This is a genomic window from Enterococcus sp. DIV0806c, from assembly GCF_051710905.1.
In the GTDB taxonomy this organism is placed as follows: domain Bacteria; phylum Bacillota; class Bacilli; order Lactobacillales; family Enterococcaceae; genus Enterococcus_B; species Enterococcus_B mundtii.
The window spans coordinates 2,136,055-2,152,905 of the sequence record NZ_JBIOLO010000001.1 but is presented as its reverse complement, the minus strand read 5'-3'; the positions used below and the strand labels follow the sequence as shown (position 1 = coordinate 2,152,905).

The following is a 16,851-nucleotide window of genomic DNA, read 5'->3' as shown; positions in this document are numbered from 1 at the left end:
GATCTAACGATGGAAAAAGAAAAAGAATTGCTAAAACTGTATGATCAGCTTTTTGCTGTTATTGGCGATCCTGAATTTAGAAGTGAACTATGTCGTTTGGATGATTTAGTTGGGTTACAAAATTGGATGATACGAAAGGGGGTCATAACATGAACTTCATATATATATTCGGCGCATTTGCACTTGCTGCTTACGGACTGCAAGTAATATTTGGAATGAAACAAATCAAACACTTTAATCAAATCTATCTAGAAATGCGCAGAAAAGGGAAGGTGGCTATCGGTCGTCGATCTGGAAAAATCAAAGCAGGAACGATCGTCATGTTTGCTGTCGATCAAAAAGGGATCATTATTGATGCGCGAAAGATGCAGGGCGTAACTGTCCTAGCAAAATTTCGTCTATTGCCACAATATATTGGAACAGATATCCACTACATCGACAACTATCATCCTTTGGTGCGAACAGAAAATAAATTGGTGCAACAAGCAATGGCAAATGCCAGAGAAATCTATTTGCGGGTAGAATTAGGCAATTATCAAGAAGAATCGCTACCTTCCCCACTTACGATGCTTGGTATTCAATTCAGTTTATGGAAAAAACAATACCTATCAAGAAAAAGGAGTGTTGAATAATGGAATATATCACAAAATTTGCGGAAGGCTTCATCGGTTTATTTGAAACGGGTGCGGAAACTTTTGTATCTTGGATGACTGGTATCGTCCCTGTAGTGTTGATCCTAATGGTAGCAATGAATACACTGATTGCTTTCTTAGGTGAAGAACGAGTAACTAAAGTTGCCAAACTATCAACGAAGAATCCCGTCACAAGATATTTGATCTTACCTTTTTTATCTGCCTTTATGTTGGGAAATCCGATGTCTTTTACAATGGCTCGCTTTTTGCCTGAATATTACAAGCCAAGCTATTATGCTTCTCAAGCACAATTTTGTCATACGAGCAATGGCGTCTTTCCCCACATCAATCCGGGTGAATTATTTGTTTGGTTAGGAATCGCCCAAGGAATCACAACCTTAGGATTGAATTCAATGGAGTTAGCTGTGCGTTATATGTTTGTCGGAATTCTTATGAATTTTATTGGTGGCTGGGTAACAGACTTTACAACCGCATATGTTTGTAAACAACAAGGAGTCACTCTGAGTAAAACAGTAGAAACAGCGACAGAATAAGGAGGAAGTGAAAAAATGAGCTATCACAGTATTCGAGTTGTAAGAGGAACTGGTGGGTTCGGAGGACCATTAGTGATCACACCAACAGAGGAAAAACATAAATTTATTTATATTACTGGTGGGGGAGAAAAACCAGTAATCGTCGATAAAATTGCTGAATTGACAGGAATGGAAGCAGTCAATGGCTTTAAAACTTCTATCCCAGATAATGAAATCGCTTTAGCAATCGTTGATTGCGGAGGGACATTGCGTTGTGGGATCTATCCAAAAAAAGGAATACCTACGATCAATGTCGTACCAACAGGAAAAAGCGGACCATTAGCACAATACATTACAGAAGACATTTACGTATCAGCAGTAGGGGTCAATCAAATCACGCTGACTACTGAAGAAAGCACGGTCGGTCATTCTGACAACATAGGAAATAAGAGTGGGCCAACACGTGAATATAAATACGATACAAGCAAAAAAATTACTGAACAAAAAGCTGAACAGCAGAATTTTATTGCAAAAATCGGCATGGGTGCAGGAAAAGTAGTGGCAACTTTTAATCAGTCCGCACGCGAAGGTGTACAGACGATGATCAATACGGTCATTCCGTTCATGGCATTTGTTTCCTTGTTGATCGGGATCATACAAGGATCTGGTATCGGTAATTTCTTTGCTAATATCATGGCACCTTTAGCAGGAAATATTTGGGGATTGATGATCATCGGTTTTATCTGTTCCTTACCGTTTCTTTCTCCATTATTAGGACCTGGGGCAGTCATCAGCCAAGTCATTGGGACACTGATCGGGGTGGAGATCGGTAAAGGCAATATTCCGCCACAGCTCGCTTTACCTGCGTTATTTGCAATCAATACTCAAAATGCTTGTGATTTCATCCCTGTCGGATTAGGCTTAGAAGAAGCAGAGGCTGAAACAGTAGAGGTTGGCGTACCTTCCGTTTTATATTCACGCTTTTTAAACGGTGTACCCAGAGTGTTAGTCGCATGGATAGCAAGCTTTGGAATGTATAGTTGAATCTAGGAGGAAAAAAATGTCAGTTTATTCAACAAAAGTAACTTCGATTGGGGCAGAAGCTACGCTATTCAAAGAAGAGAAGATCGTGATTCTATTTGGAAAAGATGCACCAGATATGCTATCAGCCTATTGTTATAATATTGAACTCCAGCCAATCCACGGAGAGATCAAAGTAGGACAACAGCTATTCGTCAATGAGACAAGCTATCGCATCACGTCTGTTGGAAGTTTGGTCAATGATAATCTAAAAGAGCTTGGACATATCACAATCAAGTTTGACGGATCAGTAAAACCTGAATTACCAGGTACTTTATATGTTGAAGGGAAAGAAATCGTAGAGATTGGTATCAAGACTAAAATCAGTATTAAATAAATTACAAAGCAACACATCTGTTGAAAGGATGAATAAAATGGAATTTATGTTAGATACGATCAATATTGAGAAAATTCGTTATTATCAATCGATCCTCCCGCTATCTGGAGTAACGTCGAATCCCTCAATCATCAAAAAAGAAAGAAAGATCGATTTGTTTGCTCACTTTAAAGAAATCAAGCAGTTAATTGGAAAAGCCAGTTTACATGTTCAAGTAGTTGGAGAAACAGCAGAGGAGATTTTAGCTGATGCCCAAGTAATCATGGATCACCTTGGTAAGGATATTTTCATTAAAGTACCAGTGAACGAACCAGGATTGGCTGCCATCAAACAACTGAAAGCCAAAGGAGTAAATGTCACTGCTACCGCTATCTACTCTGAAATGCAAGGATACTTAGCAATTGCTGCAGGTGCCGATTATGTGGCACCTTATTATAACCGTATGGAAAATCTAAATATCGATGCTGTTGCTATTATCAAAGCACTAGCAATGGAAATCGAACGAACGCAATCTCAAAGCAAGATCTTAGCTGCTAGTTTTAAAAATGTTGCACAAGTCAATCATGCTTGTCGTCAAGGGGCGCATAGTATTACTGCGTCACCAGATATCTTTACACAAGTATTCGGTATGCCTTCCATTCATAAGGCAGTGACAGATTTTAAGAAAGACTGGGAAGAGACATTCGGGGTCAAAGATGTGAAAGCATTAGAAGAATCAGAGCAATAAGTTCCTCTAAATAAAAAGAATAAAGAGTCATAGAATGGTTGATCTATCCGTTCTATGACTCTTTTTAAATAACGTCATATTTATTATTTCAACCATTATCAAATAGCCGCTATGCAGTTTAAGCAACAATAGGTAGCTAACATCTAATGTCCATGTACATACAGTGTATATCGTATAAAATAAATTTTTTTTATGAAATTCAATGTACAATTATATCTACTTTATGACTGGATGTTTACTTAAAAAATAAATGGTTTATTTCATCTGTTGAATCAAGAATGGTTATATTCTTTTCTGTACCGATTTTGGTAAATAGGAGTGGAAATAACTGTTTTGGTTGACTCTTAGTAAATAGACCTTTATAACTGACAACTAGTCTTTCTAAGTGATATAATTTATATAAATAGTAGATTAAAAATAACCGTATGTATTTTTTGTAGCATGCTTTTATTAATGAAGGAGGCAGTTGATGAGGATCATAATTGTTGGAGGAAACCATGCGGGGATTGCCGCAGCACTTCGTATTCGTGAGGAATATCCAGACGATGAAGTAATCGTATTTGAAAAAAAGATGAAATAACATTTGTCTCCCAAACAATCCCATTATTTTTGATGGGACATCAAGATATCCACTCCCAAGCAAATTATGCAACACCGCATGAAATTATTGCTCAAGGAGTGGATTTACGCATTCAAAAAGAAGTAACTAACATCGATGCGAAAAAGAAGACGTTGAATTTTAGAAATGTGTTAAGTCAACATGAGCACGAAATATCTTATGACCGATTGATCATGGCTGCGGGCTCGTATCCCAACCTTCCTCCAACTGGCGGAAAACTAAATGAGACACTTTTTCTTTTGAAAGAGCGTAAGGATGCTGAAGCAATTGAAAAATTTATATCAGAAGCCCATCATGCGGTAGTGATTGGCGCTGGACTGGTCGGTGTAGAGATTGCTCGTATCTTAGCGCAACGAAAAATGAAAGTCACTTTGATCCAGTCAAATGCAAGAATCCTTGACAAATATTTGGATGAGAATGCCGCAATCGAAGTAGAGAAGCAACTAGAAGAAGAAGGTATTCAACTATTACTAGGTACTAGAGTGACAAGTTACCATACAATTGATAAAAAAATCTGGAGCCGACCTAAAATCGAAGTTGAAACTTCTTCTGATTTGACTATCCGTGCAGATGGCGTCTTTGTTTCTGTTGGCTTCCGACCAAATTCGTTCTTATTAGCTGGACAAGTCGAAACCGGTGACCGTGGAGCAATCGTCGTTGATAAGTACATGTATACAACCGATGATTCGATTTTAGCGGTAGGGGATTGCTCTACGACTTATATGGACTTGACCAAAGAAAATATTTATAATCCTCATGCTTCCGATGCGTTTCGTCAAGGGCTGATCGCTGCTGTCAATATCCACGAGAAAAAGCAAGAAGTAGCAATGACCACAGGAACGTATAAATTCAATATGGATGGATTTACCATTGCGAATACAGGAATCACACTCAATCAAGCAAAAAAATTCGGATATGACGCAGAAGAGGTACACTATCAGAATCGTTATCTAGAACGTGGTGGTCAGTTTGTCCATGAATCAATCGTCAAATACTCACCAATTGAGAAAGGTAGAAAAAATCATTATTCAAGTATTTATCTTGTTTATGAAAAGAAAACTAAAAAAATCTTAGGATTGCAGGTCCTAGGAACAGTTGATATTTCTCAATATGTCAATATCATCAGTTTAGCAATCCAAAAAAACGTGACCGTGCCAGAAATTGAATTTACGGATTTCTTTTTTGAACATGGCTACAAGAATCCACTAGGTTTTACAAAAATATTAGCCTCTTTAGTTAGGGAAAAAGAAAGAGAGAGTGGTCGTGATGGCAAAGAAGAAAGATCAAATGAAATTAAATAAACCAGATAAAGAGATGTCAAAAAAACAAAAGCGAATGATTGAAGCTGGCGCACTGTTGACAGTTGGTGCTGGGGCATTTATCGGTGGCGTCACGATTCCAAATCTTTCTGCCTCTGCAGACAGTTCCTCTTTGTCCGAAAAGCGACTTGTTGAAGATGAGACCATCCAAGATATTGAACATACTTCTGTGGATGAATTGAATCAATCCTTACAAAAAGGTCAAAGTAGCAGTGTGAAGACAAATACTGGCTTTGTAGCTAAGTTAATGGATCAACTACCAAGTAAAGAAAAACTTTCTTCTATGTATGAAGGAGAAGGGATCAAAGTCAGTGATACCCATACGGCATATGATATCCAACAAATTTTGGGAATCAAAGATGCGGACGTTTATTACCAAACTTCTACTTTATCTACAAGTGATGCGCAAGTAATGAAAATGTCAAGCTATCGGCAATTGATCCAAGCAAATCCTAATGTGAAGGTAACTTCACAAGATAATTATAAAACGGTCTCTCCTCATTTATATGAATCCAAAGAAAAGGCTTATGAAGATTCTGCAAACTGGAAAGATTCAAAAGTAGTTGCAAGTACGAGAGAAAAATCCTTAAGTTTCTCATCTAAAACGAAACCTGAAAGCACCAACTTTACCGCGGATGATGGTGCAGTATTAGGAAATATGAAAATCGATACAGGTTTTTCTTTGAACGTGAAAGCAGAAAATGGGCAAGCAAAATTAACAGATGAAATCAAAAGCGACTTTGAAGATGCTATGGAGAAGAATTTTTCAATTACCTATGAAGGAAGTACCTATTATGCAGTTTATCATGATGAGTCTATTTCTACCGATCATGGTAAAAATCAAGCAGATGGTTACTTCACGTTTTCTTCATCGACCCATGGATTGCCTTTAGAGATCAACGGGCATTACTTGGTTTCCCCTGTTCAGTTCGGTAGTACAGTGGACAGCTTGAAAACGTCTTTATCCTTGCACGGTGTAAGGAGTTTTGAGAACACAGATTCTTGGTTAAATACAGATGAATCCAATATCAATGTAAAAGTAAATTTCGTTGATCAATTAGCGGATGAAAATACAACTTATTATGAAATCCAAGCAAAAGATCAAGTGATCGAGTCATTGAAATATGAATATGTGACCGTTAGTTTAGACGAGCAAAAAGCCACTGATTCAACTACAGCATACGCAGATGAAATGTCGATGCCAACGTATAGTGGTTCTCAATCAGGTATTAGTCCTGGTGGAGCAGTCGATGGTAATCTTGCCGAAGACGCAGCTGGATTAGCAGGATGGAATCAGACAGCGACATTTTCTGGTGGTGGGTATGGTGGTCACACGATTACAGCGAATTCGGCAGTAACTGTGAAAACAGGACAGGTTTCTCAGACAAACTTTTCTTCAGTTATAAGTACGGTCAATATAACAGTAGACGGTGTGTCTTATAATCAGTTTGTTGCTCAACCAATCATGGTCAATGGAGTTCAGTATGCTGGCTATTTAACCGGAGCAAATGGAAGTGGCAGTGATTTTACAATCGTTGTGAAAGATACGAACTTTAATATCTACCAAATTGGTGGAGAATTTGCTTATATTTCTTCCTCAATGACGGATATGGCCACACCAGATGCAACAACACCGGATGCAACGAATCCACAAGTTTCTCCAGGTACGACAACACCGGAAGTAGACCCAGGCGCCGGTGGAGGCGAAACTACCGATCCCGGCACAGGCACACCAGAAGTAGACCCAGGAACAGGCGGCGAAACCGATCCAGGTACGACGACGCCGGAAGTCGATCCAGGTACGGGAGGCGGAGAAACAGATCCAGGCACAGGTACGCCGGAAGTAGATCCAGGTACGGGAGGCGAAACAGATCCAGGCACAGGTACACCAGAAGTCGACCCAGGTACCGGAGGCGAAACTGATCCAGGTACAACAACACCGGAAGTAGACCCAGGCACAGGCGGAGAAACTACCGATCCCGGCACAGGTGGCGAAACAGATCCAGGAACGACGACGCCGGAAGTAGATCCAGGCACGGGAGGTGGCGAAACCGATCCCGGCACGACCACGCCAGAAGTAGACCCAGGAACGGGAGGCGGCGAAACCGATCCAGGAACGACAACGCCGGAAGTAGACCCAGGTACCGGAGGCGAAACCGATCCCGGCACAGGTACGCCGGAAGTCGATCCAGGAACGACAACGCCGGAAGTAGACCCAGGCACAGGAGGAGAAACCGATCCGGGCACAGGCACACCAGAGGTAGACCCAGGCACGGGAGGTGGCGAAACCGATCCCGGCACGACTACGCCAGAAGTAGACCCAGGCACAGGCAGCGAAACAGATCCAGGAACGACGACGCCAGAAGTCGACCCAGGTACCGGAGGCGAAACCGATCCAGGCACGACTACGCCAGAAGTAGACCCAGGCATAGGAGGCGAAACTACCGATCCCGGCACAGGAGGCGAAACCGATCCAGGAACGACGACGCCAGAAGTCGATCCAGGGACCGGAGGAGAAACCGATCCGGGCACAGGCACACCAGAGGTAGACCCAGGTACAGGTGGAGAAACCGATCCAGGCACAGGTACGCCGGAAGTCGATCCAGGTACCGGAGGAGAAACCGATCCGGGCACAGGCACACCAGAGGTAGATCCAGGTACGGGAGGCGGCGAAACAGATCCAGGAACGACAACGCCGGAAGTAGACCCAGGTACCGGAGGCGAAACAGATCCAGGCACAGGTACGCCGGAAGTCGATCCAGGTACCGGAGGCGAAACCGATCCAGGCACGACAACGCCGGAAGTAGACCCAGGAACGGGAGGCGAAACAGATCCAGGAACAGGTACGCCGGAAGTCGATCCAGGTACCGGAGGCGAAACAGATCCCGGCACGACGACGCCAGAAGTAGACCCAGGAACGGGAGGCGGCGAAACCGATCCAGGCACGACAACGCCGGAAGTAGACCCAGGCACAGGAGGAGAAACCGATCCCGGCACGACGACGCCAGAAGTAGACCCAGGCACAGGAGGAGAAACTACCGATCCCGGCACGACGACGCCAGAAGTCGACCCAGGCACAGGAGGAGAAACCGATCCGGGCACAGGCACACCAGAAGTAGATCCAGGTACGGGCGGAGAAACAGATCCGGGAACGACGACGCCGGAAGTCGATCCAGGTACCGGAGGAGAAACCGATCCGGGCACAGGTACACCAGAAGTCGACCCAGGCACGGGAGGAGAAACCGATCCCGGCACGACGACGCCAGAAGTCGACCCAGGAACGGGAGTCGGAGAAACCGATCCCGGCACGACTACGCCAGAAGTAGACCCAGGCACGGGAGGCGGAGAAACCGATCCCGGCACGACGACGCCAGAAGTAGACCCAGGAACGGGAGGCGGAGAAACCGATCCGGGCACAGGTACGCCGGAAGTAGATCCAGGTACGGGAGGCGAAACCAATCCGGGCACAGATACGCCAGAAGTAGATCCAGGCACAGGTGGCGAAACCGATCCAGGTACGACCACACCAGAAGTAGACCCAGGCACAGGAGGAGAAACCGATCCGGGCACAGGCACACCAGAGGTAGACCCAGGTACAGGTGGCGAAACCGATCCAGGCACAGGTACGCCAGAGGTAGAACCAGCGACTCCAGATAAGCCAGAAGCAGGTATTCCAACTGTCAACCCAATTTTGCCAAGTCAACCAGGAGCAAGTATTCCAGGTTTAGATATCGTAATACCAGATAAAAGTCTAAACACGGTCACGCCAGAGATTGATCCGTTAATACCTATTAACCCCGGCACGATCACACCAGAAGTCGATCCAGGTACAGGTGGCGAAACAGATCCCGGCACAACGACGCCAGAAGTAGACCCCGGCACAGGCGGAGAAACAGATCCAGGAACGACAACGCCGGAAGTCGATCCAGGTACCGGAGGAGAAACTGATCCAGGTACAACAACACCGGAAGTCGACCCAGGCACAGGAGGAGAAACTACCGATCCCGGCACGACGACGCCAGAAGTAGACCCAGGCACGGGTGAAGGCGAAACAGATCCAGGAACGACTACGCCAGAAGTAGACCCAGGCACCGGAGGCGAAACCGATCCGGGCACAGGTACGCCAGAAGTCGATCCAGGAACAGGCGGAGAAACTACCGATCCGGGCACAGGTACGCCAGAAGTCGATCCAGGAACAGGCGGAGAAACTACCGATCCCGGCACAGGAGGCGAAACAGATCCAGGTACAACAACACCGGAAGTCGACCCAGGAACAGGCGGAGAAACTACCGATCCAGGAACGACTACGCCAGAAGTAGACCCAGGCACGGGTGAAGGCGAAACAGATCCCGGCACGACTACGCCAGAAGTAGACCCAGGCACCGGAGGCGAAACCGATCCGGGAACAGGCACGCCAGAAGTCGATCCCGGCACGGGAGGCGAAACCGATCCGGCCACTGGCACGCCAGAAGTAGACCCAGGCACGGGAGGCGAAACCGATCCAGGAATGACGACGCCAGAAGTCGACCCAGGCGCTGGTGGAGGAGAAACTGACCCAAGTACGACAACACCAGAGGTAAATCCAAGCACCGGTGATGGAGGCGAAACTGATTTAAGTAGTACCACACCAACTGAGACGACCGATACAGATAATCAAGTTGCAAGAAACCAAGTACTAAGTGATAACAGCTCTAATGATGGATTATCTAGTAATAAGCAAACGAATGACCAAACGAGTAACACACAAGAGATAAGTGACTCTGAAGATGTTTCAGGTAAGCAATTACCTAAGACTGGTTCAAGTTCAGGTATGTTTGGAAAATTTGTTGGTGGGATACTTGTTGCTTTTGCAGGATTCTTCGGACTGTTCAAACGCAACCGTCGTGAATTACAAAATGATGAAGATCGTGTCGAACGTGTGATCAAAGAGGAAGATGAAGAACAAGAAAATAAAGAGGAAAATAAGGATAAAAAGTAGAAAATAAGGTAAAAATAGAATACTTTTACCTCGATAAGTCAGCGTTCAGGACAGAAGTGTTTAGCCTCGAAAGATAAGGCACCATCCACTAAAACAATTTTCGTAGATGGTGCCTTATTTCCAAAGAAGTTACTTCTGTTCCCGCCGTTTATTCGGTTTTAGAATATGCGAGAGGACTAATGTCCTACTCGCTTTATTTTGAAGTAGTCAATTTGATTTACGCATTCCGATTAAATAATAGATAAAAATAATCATATAAAATAACCCATGAACTTCCGGAAATAGTTTCCTATTTTGGATTTCATGGGTTATTTTCTTATAGCTATTAGTCACAATGTTTATTCTGCTAGGTTTTTATTAGTTTGTTCATCTAGAATAGGCGAACTCTCATTCACTAAATCAATCGGCTTAATAGCTAAAAATTGAGTTTGAAATTGTAATAGTTTTTTCATGAAAAATGAAATGAGATAAATAGAGATGGCAGAGATAACCGCTTGTCTTACCCCCAGAATCACAAGGTTTAGAACTATGATCACGGTATTTGTCAGTAAAACACCTAAAGCATGTTCGATCCCAAAATATTTTTTGAAAATCAATGGAGGAACCGTAACTCCGCCGTTTGAGGCACCGATTTGGTAAAGAATGAATATTCCAAGACTAAATAGAAAACTGCCAGCGACTAAGGCGATTGGGAAATGTTGGGTGATTGTCAAAGTCGGTGTGTGTGCTAAAATAATCGGAAATATCAAACTACCTATCAGGGTTTTAAAAAAAACAGCTCTTTCCAGAAAGATAAAAGCTAAGCAAAGCATCGCTAGATTGATTGCCCAAACAATCAATGTCCGATCGATCAGCAAGACCATTTCTAGAAGAAAACCAATTGATCCTACGCCTGCTGAAGCAATTTGATGTGGAAGTAAAAACATATTTAGTCCCACAGTAATACTAATGATTCCAACAATAATCACAGGTAATTTTTTTATTTCTGCTTTCACACGCGTATTCCTTTCTTTTTTCACTATTTCTATAATTATAGCAAGTAGTCCAGGTAAGAAAGTAACAATTTTTTCAGACTAAACTGAAAAAAATATTTCGCGGGTTTGTTGCTTATTCGTTGACTAGATAATTATTTTCTTGTAAAGAATGTGCACTATTTTGTTTCTTTTTCCGATACTCTTTAGGTGAGATTTTTTCTTTTCGCTTAAAAATAGAACTAAAATAATTTGGATCATTGTATCCCACTTCTGAAGCTATGACAGATAGTTTTGAATTAGTTTCACGCAAAAGTCGCCTAGCCATGCTCAATCGTTGTTCAGTAAGATAGTCAATAAATGTTTGTCCTATCCCTTGAGAAAAAATCGTACTGAAATGTGAGCTACTCAAATGGACATGATCAGCCACTTCTTTAAGAGAAAGCTCTGGTTCAAAATAGTGGTTCTCAATATACGTGACGGATTGTTCGAGTACTTCTTTATATTGATTCATGTGATTCTCAAGTACCATTTCTTTTAAAAAGTAAATCATTTGTTCAAGGTATTGGATGAAGAGAGGCGTGTCTGACAGAATGTTCGGGATTTCCTCTGTAGTGGTAAAAGAAACGACTTGATTGGTTTGTTTTTGACGTATCGTTACTAATTCATTCAACTCATTGATGATCAGATGCCTAACGAGAAGTGGATCGGCATGTTGATTGGTCTGTTTAACCAACTTCTCAACAAACGAAGAAATTTCGCTTTTTCTTAGTAAACGAATGGATTCTTTTAGATCAAAAGATTGTCCGTAATTACCAAGCTTTTTTTCATAATCTAAATAAGAAAGAATTTTTATTTTAGGATCGATCTTCAAGTAACTGAGCAAATGAACAGCGGTCTGATAACTATGTGGAATTTCGCTGATTCGTTTGACAGGATAACCGATTGCGATAACTAAATCATCTGTCGTATGACCTAATGTTTTATGAGAAAGCAATGCGACTTGATTTGCTTTTTTTTGTAATAGATCTTCATTTGGATCAAAAATCAATAGTTTGATAAATCGTGAAGAAAGGGAAGAAAAAAGTATTTGTTTATCGTTATCGAATAGCTCAGCCATCTTTTCATGAAAAACATCATAATCTGAAAAAAATTTATTTGTATGATTAGCGATCAAAAGAACCATATATTTATTTCCGGCAATTTCACGTTCCAGTTTTCGACCTTCTTCAATTGCTTCTGAAAGTAGTAATTGATTATTAAATAAAGCATTCAAGTAGAAGTTTTTTTGTACTTCTAAGGAATAGCCATTTGTTTCTTTAGACTGTTTCAATAAGGAAACAGCATCTAATTTTTGGATGATTTGTTCTAGACTCTTTTGTAGTTCATTAGGTTTGATCGGTTTTAACAAATACTCAGCTACTTGAAGTTGGATCGCAGCTTTTGCATAAGTAAATTCATCATATCCGCTAATAAAAATGATTTGGATATCGGGCAAGAGTTTTTTTACTTCATTTGCTAGTTCAATCCCATTCATAAAAGGCATACGAATATCTGTCACCAAGATATCTGGTTTTTGTTCTGCAATCATTGATAAAGCAAGTTCGCCATCGCTGGCATCTTTAATAGAGCCCAGGGGTAGAAAGGTTGAAAATTCAGTGATCATCCTCTTCAATGATTCGCGAATCAAATGTTCATCTTCTGCGATAAAAATTTTATACATTTGCTTCATTCCTATCTATATTTTTTGTAGGGACAACGACATGGACGACTGTTCCGTGATCGATTCTGCTAGAAATCGAGATACTTGCATCGGTTCCATAGTACAAAAGTAAGCGTTTGTTGACATTAAAGAGTCCATATCCTTTATGGAAATTAGTATCTAAACCATCTGCGAGTTCTTGGTTGATCTCCTCTAACTTGGTTTCAGTAATCCCTTTTCCGTTATCAATGATCCAAAAATGGATAAATTCTTCTTGGTCTATATACGCTTTTACGTTGATTTTCCCTGGCCGACGAACCAATTTAGTTCCATGATAGACTGCATTTTCAATCAATGGTTGAAGAATCATTTTCAATATTGGATGATTATTGACTTTTGGATCAATGGTTAATTGATAAGATAATTGGTCTCCATAGCGGATTTGCAAAATCTTCAGGTAATTGTCGCAATGTCGAATTTCCTGTTCGACTGGTATCCAGTCTTTTCCTTGGCTTAATGAAATGCGGAAAAAGTCAGATAAGGCATATGTCATTTCTTTGACTTTTTCAATTTCGCCCATTTCTGCCAACACCAAAATGGCATCTAAACTATTATAAATAAAATGGGGAATGATCTGAGCTTGTAGTGTCCTGACTTCACTTTGCGCAAGATTATATTGCTTCAACGCATTTTCCTCTAACAAAATCACTAAGTTATCAGCCATATCATTCATGCTATTACTTAATTTTTTTAACTCATTATTTTGTGGAGTTTTGATCCGATGATTTAAATGTCCTTCTGCTAAAGCATCAGCCATCTTGATCATTTCATCCATAGGCTGTTGAATTTGGTACATCATTTTCGTGTTGAACTTTCTTGTCAATAGGAAAATCAGCACGATGATAACAGCCTCGATGGTGGAGAGAATCACCAAGGAACTGCGAACTTCTTCACTTTTTATGGAAGCCGTATCGATTTCGATTTTGACAAAATCTTGTAAGATGTCATGGGCAAGTTTGACCGCAGATTCAACATGTAACATCAATGCTTGATTTTCTGCGAATGTTTCTTTTTGATGGATATTTGCAATGATTTTGTCTAAATAGTCAGAAACATTATCAAGGGAGCGCAAAACGATATTGAGTGTTGCTAATTCTTGTGAGTTTTGAGTACTGACTTTGATGGCACTGATTTCTTCTTTGATGCGATTGATCTGGTTGCTCTGTTGAAATTCTTCGGGTGTGATCTGTCCATAAGTTAATCCAAGAGCTTCTTCGATGATTGTTTCTTCTACGTTACTGGCGATTTGATTAGCAATCGAGATATTATGGATACTTTTTTCATAGGAAAAAAGATAATGTGTATAAAGTGCAATGCTAATGATCAAAGGCGTGATTGCTAAAGATAACATGAGCCAGCTTGTATGTCGAAGTAGTACTTTAATGCTTTCGTTCTTTTTCATTTTTCCTCCTAATACCCCCGCGGTGGGATCGTTGAAAAATCATTTTGGTCTGAGAACACCGTATCAGAAACGTAGATGTCTTGTGGAATCGCTTTCTTTTCGAAGTAGCGTTTGACTGTATTGGCAACTAGTTCACCCATAAAAGGATTGCATTCCACCACACAGTTGACCTTTCCTTTTTTTAATTGATCGATCATCTCTTTTTGTGCATCAATGCTGACAATCACAAAATTCTTTTCAAGTTTCTTTTCCTTGATTGCATCTAAAGCACCTAGTGTCATTTCATCATTGTGAGAATAAATGACATCGATTCCCTCAAGTTTCCCCTCATCAATGGCTTTTGAAAATTGTTCTTTGGCTTTTAAGCGAATATAGTCTCCGGTGATCACTTGCCTGACATGGATTCTTGGGTCGCGACCGATGGTTTCTAAAAAGCCGTCTGATCGCAAGCGAGTGGGAGATGTGTTTTCTGAACCACGTATCTCAAATACTTGGATCGATTCTTGTGTTTTTTGCTGGTAATGATTGGTGACATAAAGGCCTGCTCGACTACCTTGTGCTTTGAAACTTGAACCAATATGGGTCAAATAGAGATCTTGTTTTTCCGTTGTGATGTTACGATCAACGATGATGACTGGGATATTCGCTTCTTTGGCTTCTTCCAAAACAGAATCCCAGCCTGTTTCTTCGATAGGAGATAACACGATCATATCGACTTGATAGGCAATGAATGTCATCACATCTTGTATCTGTTGTTTTGGATCAGAGTAACTATTTCGGTGAAGGACTTGGAAATTTTGTTTTTCCAGCGCTTCTTTGATGGATTGATTTTGAACTTTGCGCCAATTACTTTCGGTGCCAGCTTGAGAAAAACCAATGGTCAACTCTTTTTTTGTAGGCTCAGTAGAGTTGAAAGTACACCCAGCCAACAACAGGCAAAAAGCTACCAGGATAAAAAAACTTTTGTTCTTCATAATGAATCTCCCCTTTTATCTATATCATATAGCGTTTTCAATTTTCATATTAGCATGTTTGTCAATTTCGTAAGAAAATCAAGAATCGTCAAAAGAAAATGAAGAAAAATCAAAAGTTTACATAAATTCACGAGGGAATTTATAGAAACACAGAAAAATAATCAATGAAAGCGTTTTATATTTCGATTATGATGAATACATCAAATAAGTATTTGGAGGGACACACATGAAACGAGTTGGGAAAAATTGGTTGGTAGCAATTGTTTTTTTATTAATATCAGTTACAGTATTCGCCGGTTGTAGCAATGGCAGTGCAGCCGGAGATGAAAAAGGGTTCGTAGGTATTTCGATGCCAACAAAATCTGCAGAGCGTTGGATCGCAGATGGCGACAATATGGTCAAGCAACTAGAAGAAAAAGGATACAAAACGGATTTGCAATATGGAGAAGACAAAGTAGAAAACCAAGTGGCACAAATCGAAAATATGATCACAAAAGGAGTAGATACGTTGGTCATTGCTTCGATTGACGGTTCAGCATTGACAGATGTCTTAGAAAAAGCACATCAGGCGGATATCAAAGTCATTGCGTATGACCGTTTATTGATGAACTCTGAATATGTCGATTATTATGCAACATTTGATAATTTTGGTGTAGGTGTTTTACAAGCTTCTTATATCGAAGATAAATTAGGCTTAAAAGATGGTGCTGGTCCATTTACGATCGAATTATTTGGCGGTTCACCTGACGATAACAACGCATTGATCAATTACAATGGTGTGATGTCGATTCTTCAACCTTATATCGACAGCAAACAATTGAACGTCTCATCAGGTCAAACGAAATTCAATCAAATCGCGACGCTTCGTTGGGATGGCTCAACTGCACAAGCACGTATGGATAACTTATTAAGTACTAACTATACAGATGAACAATTAGATGCAGTTCTTTCTCCTTACGATCCAATCAGTTTAGGGATCATTTCCTCCTTAAAAGGAGTGGGCTATGGCTCAGCCGACAAACCACTTCCAGTTATCACAGGACAGGATGCAACGATTGCTGGAGTGAAATCCATCATTGCAGGAGAGCAAACACAAACGATCTTTAAAGATACACGGGTGCTAGCTGATAATACGGTAGAGATGATCGAAGCAATCAACAATGATAAAGAAGTGCCGGTCAATGATGAGGAAACCTACGATAATGGTGTGAAAGTCATCCCGACTTATCTAGCTAACCCAGTTTCTGTAGATAAAGAAAATTACAAACAAGAGCTGATCGATACTGAGTATTACAGCGAAAGTGATTTAGGCCAATAAGAGGGCTTTGGAACATTTGTCCTCTTGTACCCTTAGAACCGAATAAACGGTGTTTAGAAGCTGACCTTCAACATTAAGCAAAAAATCGGAGAAATATAACCAACTATTTTTCAATTTTCTCTCTTATTGCTTAGGTCAAAACGCTTCTGGCATAACCTCAATAAATAGTGTTTCAGTAGTAGCTCCTTCAAAAATAAGC

13 protein-coding genes are annotated in these 16,851 nt (G+C 41.1%); 9 read left to right on the top strand and 4 right to left on the bottom strand.

All coding sequences use genetic code 11. The features are described from left to right. Positions 1-9: 9 nt before the first annotated feature. The 8 genes from IGK77_RS10065 to IGK77_RS10030 all read left to right on the top strand — a co-directional run bounded on the left by IGK77_RS10065 (position 10) and on the right by IGK77_RS10030 (position 10,225). Complete coding sequence (locus tag IGK77_RS10065) at positions 10-153, top strand: hypothetical protein (RefSeq protein WP_438713173.1); 144 nt, start codon at positions 10-12, stop codon at positions 151-153. Beyond that, on the top strand, positions 150-632 hold the full coding sequence (locus IGK77_RS10060; protein ID WP_074799506.1) for a transcriptional regulator GutM: 483 nt from the start codon (positions 150-152) through the stop codon (positions 630-632). Before IGK77_RS10065 ends, IGK77_RS10060 begins: the two co-directional genes overlap by 4 nt. Continuing rightward, on the top strand, positions 632-1,186 hold the full coding sequence (srlA, locus tag IGK77_RS10055; RefSeq protein ID WP_071867516.1) for a PTS glucitol/sorbitol transporter subunit IIC: 555 nt from the start codon (positions 632-634) through the stop codon (positions 1,184-1,186). The genes IGK77_RS10060 and srlA overlap by 1 nt, the downstream gene beginning before the upstream one ends. A 15-nt stretch (positions 1,187-1,201) precedes the next feature. Continuing rightward, complete coding sequence (srlE, locus tag IGK77_RS10050; protein ID WP_071867517.1) at positions 1,202-2,209, top strand: PTS glucitol/sorbitol transporter subunit IIB; 1,008 nt, start codon at positions 1,202-1,204, stop codon at positions 2,207-2,209. A gap of 16 nt (positions 2,210-2,225) precedes the next feature. Then, positions 2,226-2,582 carry a PTS glucitol/sorbitol transporter subunit IIA gene (locus IGK77_RS10045; RefSeq protein ID WP_074799505.1) on the top strand — a complete coding sequence of 119 codons (357 nt, stop codon included), beginning with the start codon at positions 2,226-2,228 and terminating at the stop codon, positions 2,580-2,582. 37 nt (positions 2,583-2,619) lie between these two features. Further along, positions 2,620-3,309, top strand: a complete 690-nt coding sequence (locus tag IGK77_RS10040; RefSeq protein WP_074799504.1) for a fructose-6-phosphate aldolase — start codon at positions 2,620-2,622, stop codon at positions 3,307-3,309. A gap of 612 nt (positions 3,310-3,921) precedes the next feature. After that, the gene (locus IGK77_RS10035; protein WP_238046329.1) at positions 3,922-5,229 is read left to right on the top strand and encodes an FAD-dependent oxidoreductase; all 1,308 of its coding nucleotides are present in this window, start codon (positions 3,922-3,924) and stop codon (positions 5,227-5,229) included. Continuing rightward, a complete protein-coding gene (locus IGK77_RS10030; protein ID WP_438713172.1) occupies positions 5,195-10,225 on the top strand; it encodes an LPXTG cell wall anchor domain-containing protein in 5,031 nt (1,676 codons plus the stop codon). Before IGK77_RS10035 ends, IGK77_RS10030 begins: the two co-directional genes overlap by 35 nt. 338 nt (positions 10,226-10,563) lie before the next feature. On the opposite strand, the gene IGK77_RS10025 is transcribed toward IGK77_RS10030, so the two are convergent. The 4 genes from IGK77_RS10025 to IGK77_RS10010 all read right to left on the bottom strand — a co-directional run bounded on the left by IGK77_RS10025 (position 10,564) and on the right by IGK77_RS10010 (position 15,334). Beyond that, positions 10,564-11,220: a YitT family protein gene (locus IGK77_RS10025; protein ID WP_071866868.1), complete on the bottom strand. Its 657-nt coding sequence runs from the start codon at positions 11,218-11,220 to the stop codon at positions 10,564-10,566. Positions 11,221-11,332: 112 nt separating this feature from the next. After that, on the bottom strand, positions 11,333-12,919 hold the full coding sequence (locus IGK77_RS10020; protein WP_071866867.1) for a response regulator: 1,587 nt from the start codon (positions 12,917-12,919) through the stop codon (positions 11,333-11,335). Continuing rightward, positions 12,912-14,360, bottom strand: coding sequence for a sensor histidine kinase (locus IGK77_RS10015; protein WP_071866866.1), 1,449 nt, complete (start codon positions 14,358-14,360; stop codon positions 12,912-12,914). Before IGK77_RS10015 ends, IGK77_RS10020 begins: the two co-directional genes overlap by 8 nt. Positions 14,361-14,368: 8 nt before the next feature. Beyond that, entirely contained in the window at positions 14,369-15,334 is a 966-nt protein-coding gene (locus tag IGK77_RS10010; protein ID WP_071866865.1) for an ABC transporter substrate-binding protein, read from the bottom strand. A gap of 226 nt (positions 15,335-15,560) precedes the next feature. Here IGK77_RS10010 and chvE point away from each other — a divergent pair, with 226 nt between their 5' ends. Continuing rightward, positions 15,561-16,652: a multiple monosaccharide ABC transporter substrate-binding protein gene (gene chvE / locus IGK77_RS10005; protein WP_438713171.1), complete on the top strand. Its 1,092-nt coding sequence runs from the start codon at positions 15,561-15,563 to the stop codon at positions 16,650-16,652. The last annotated feature ends 199 nt before the right edge of the window (positions 16,653-16,851 follow it).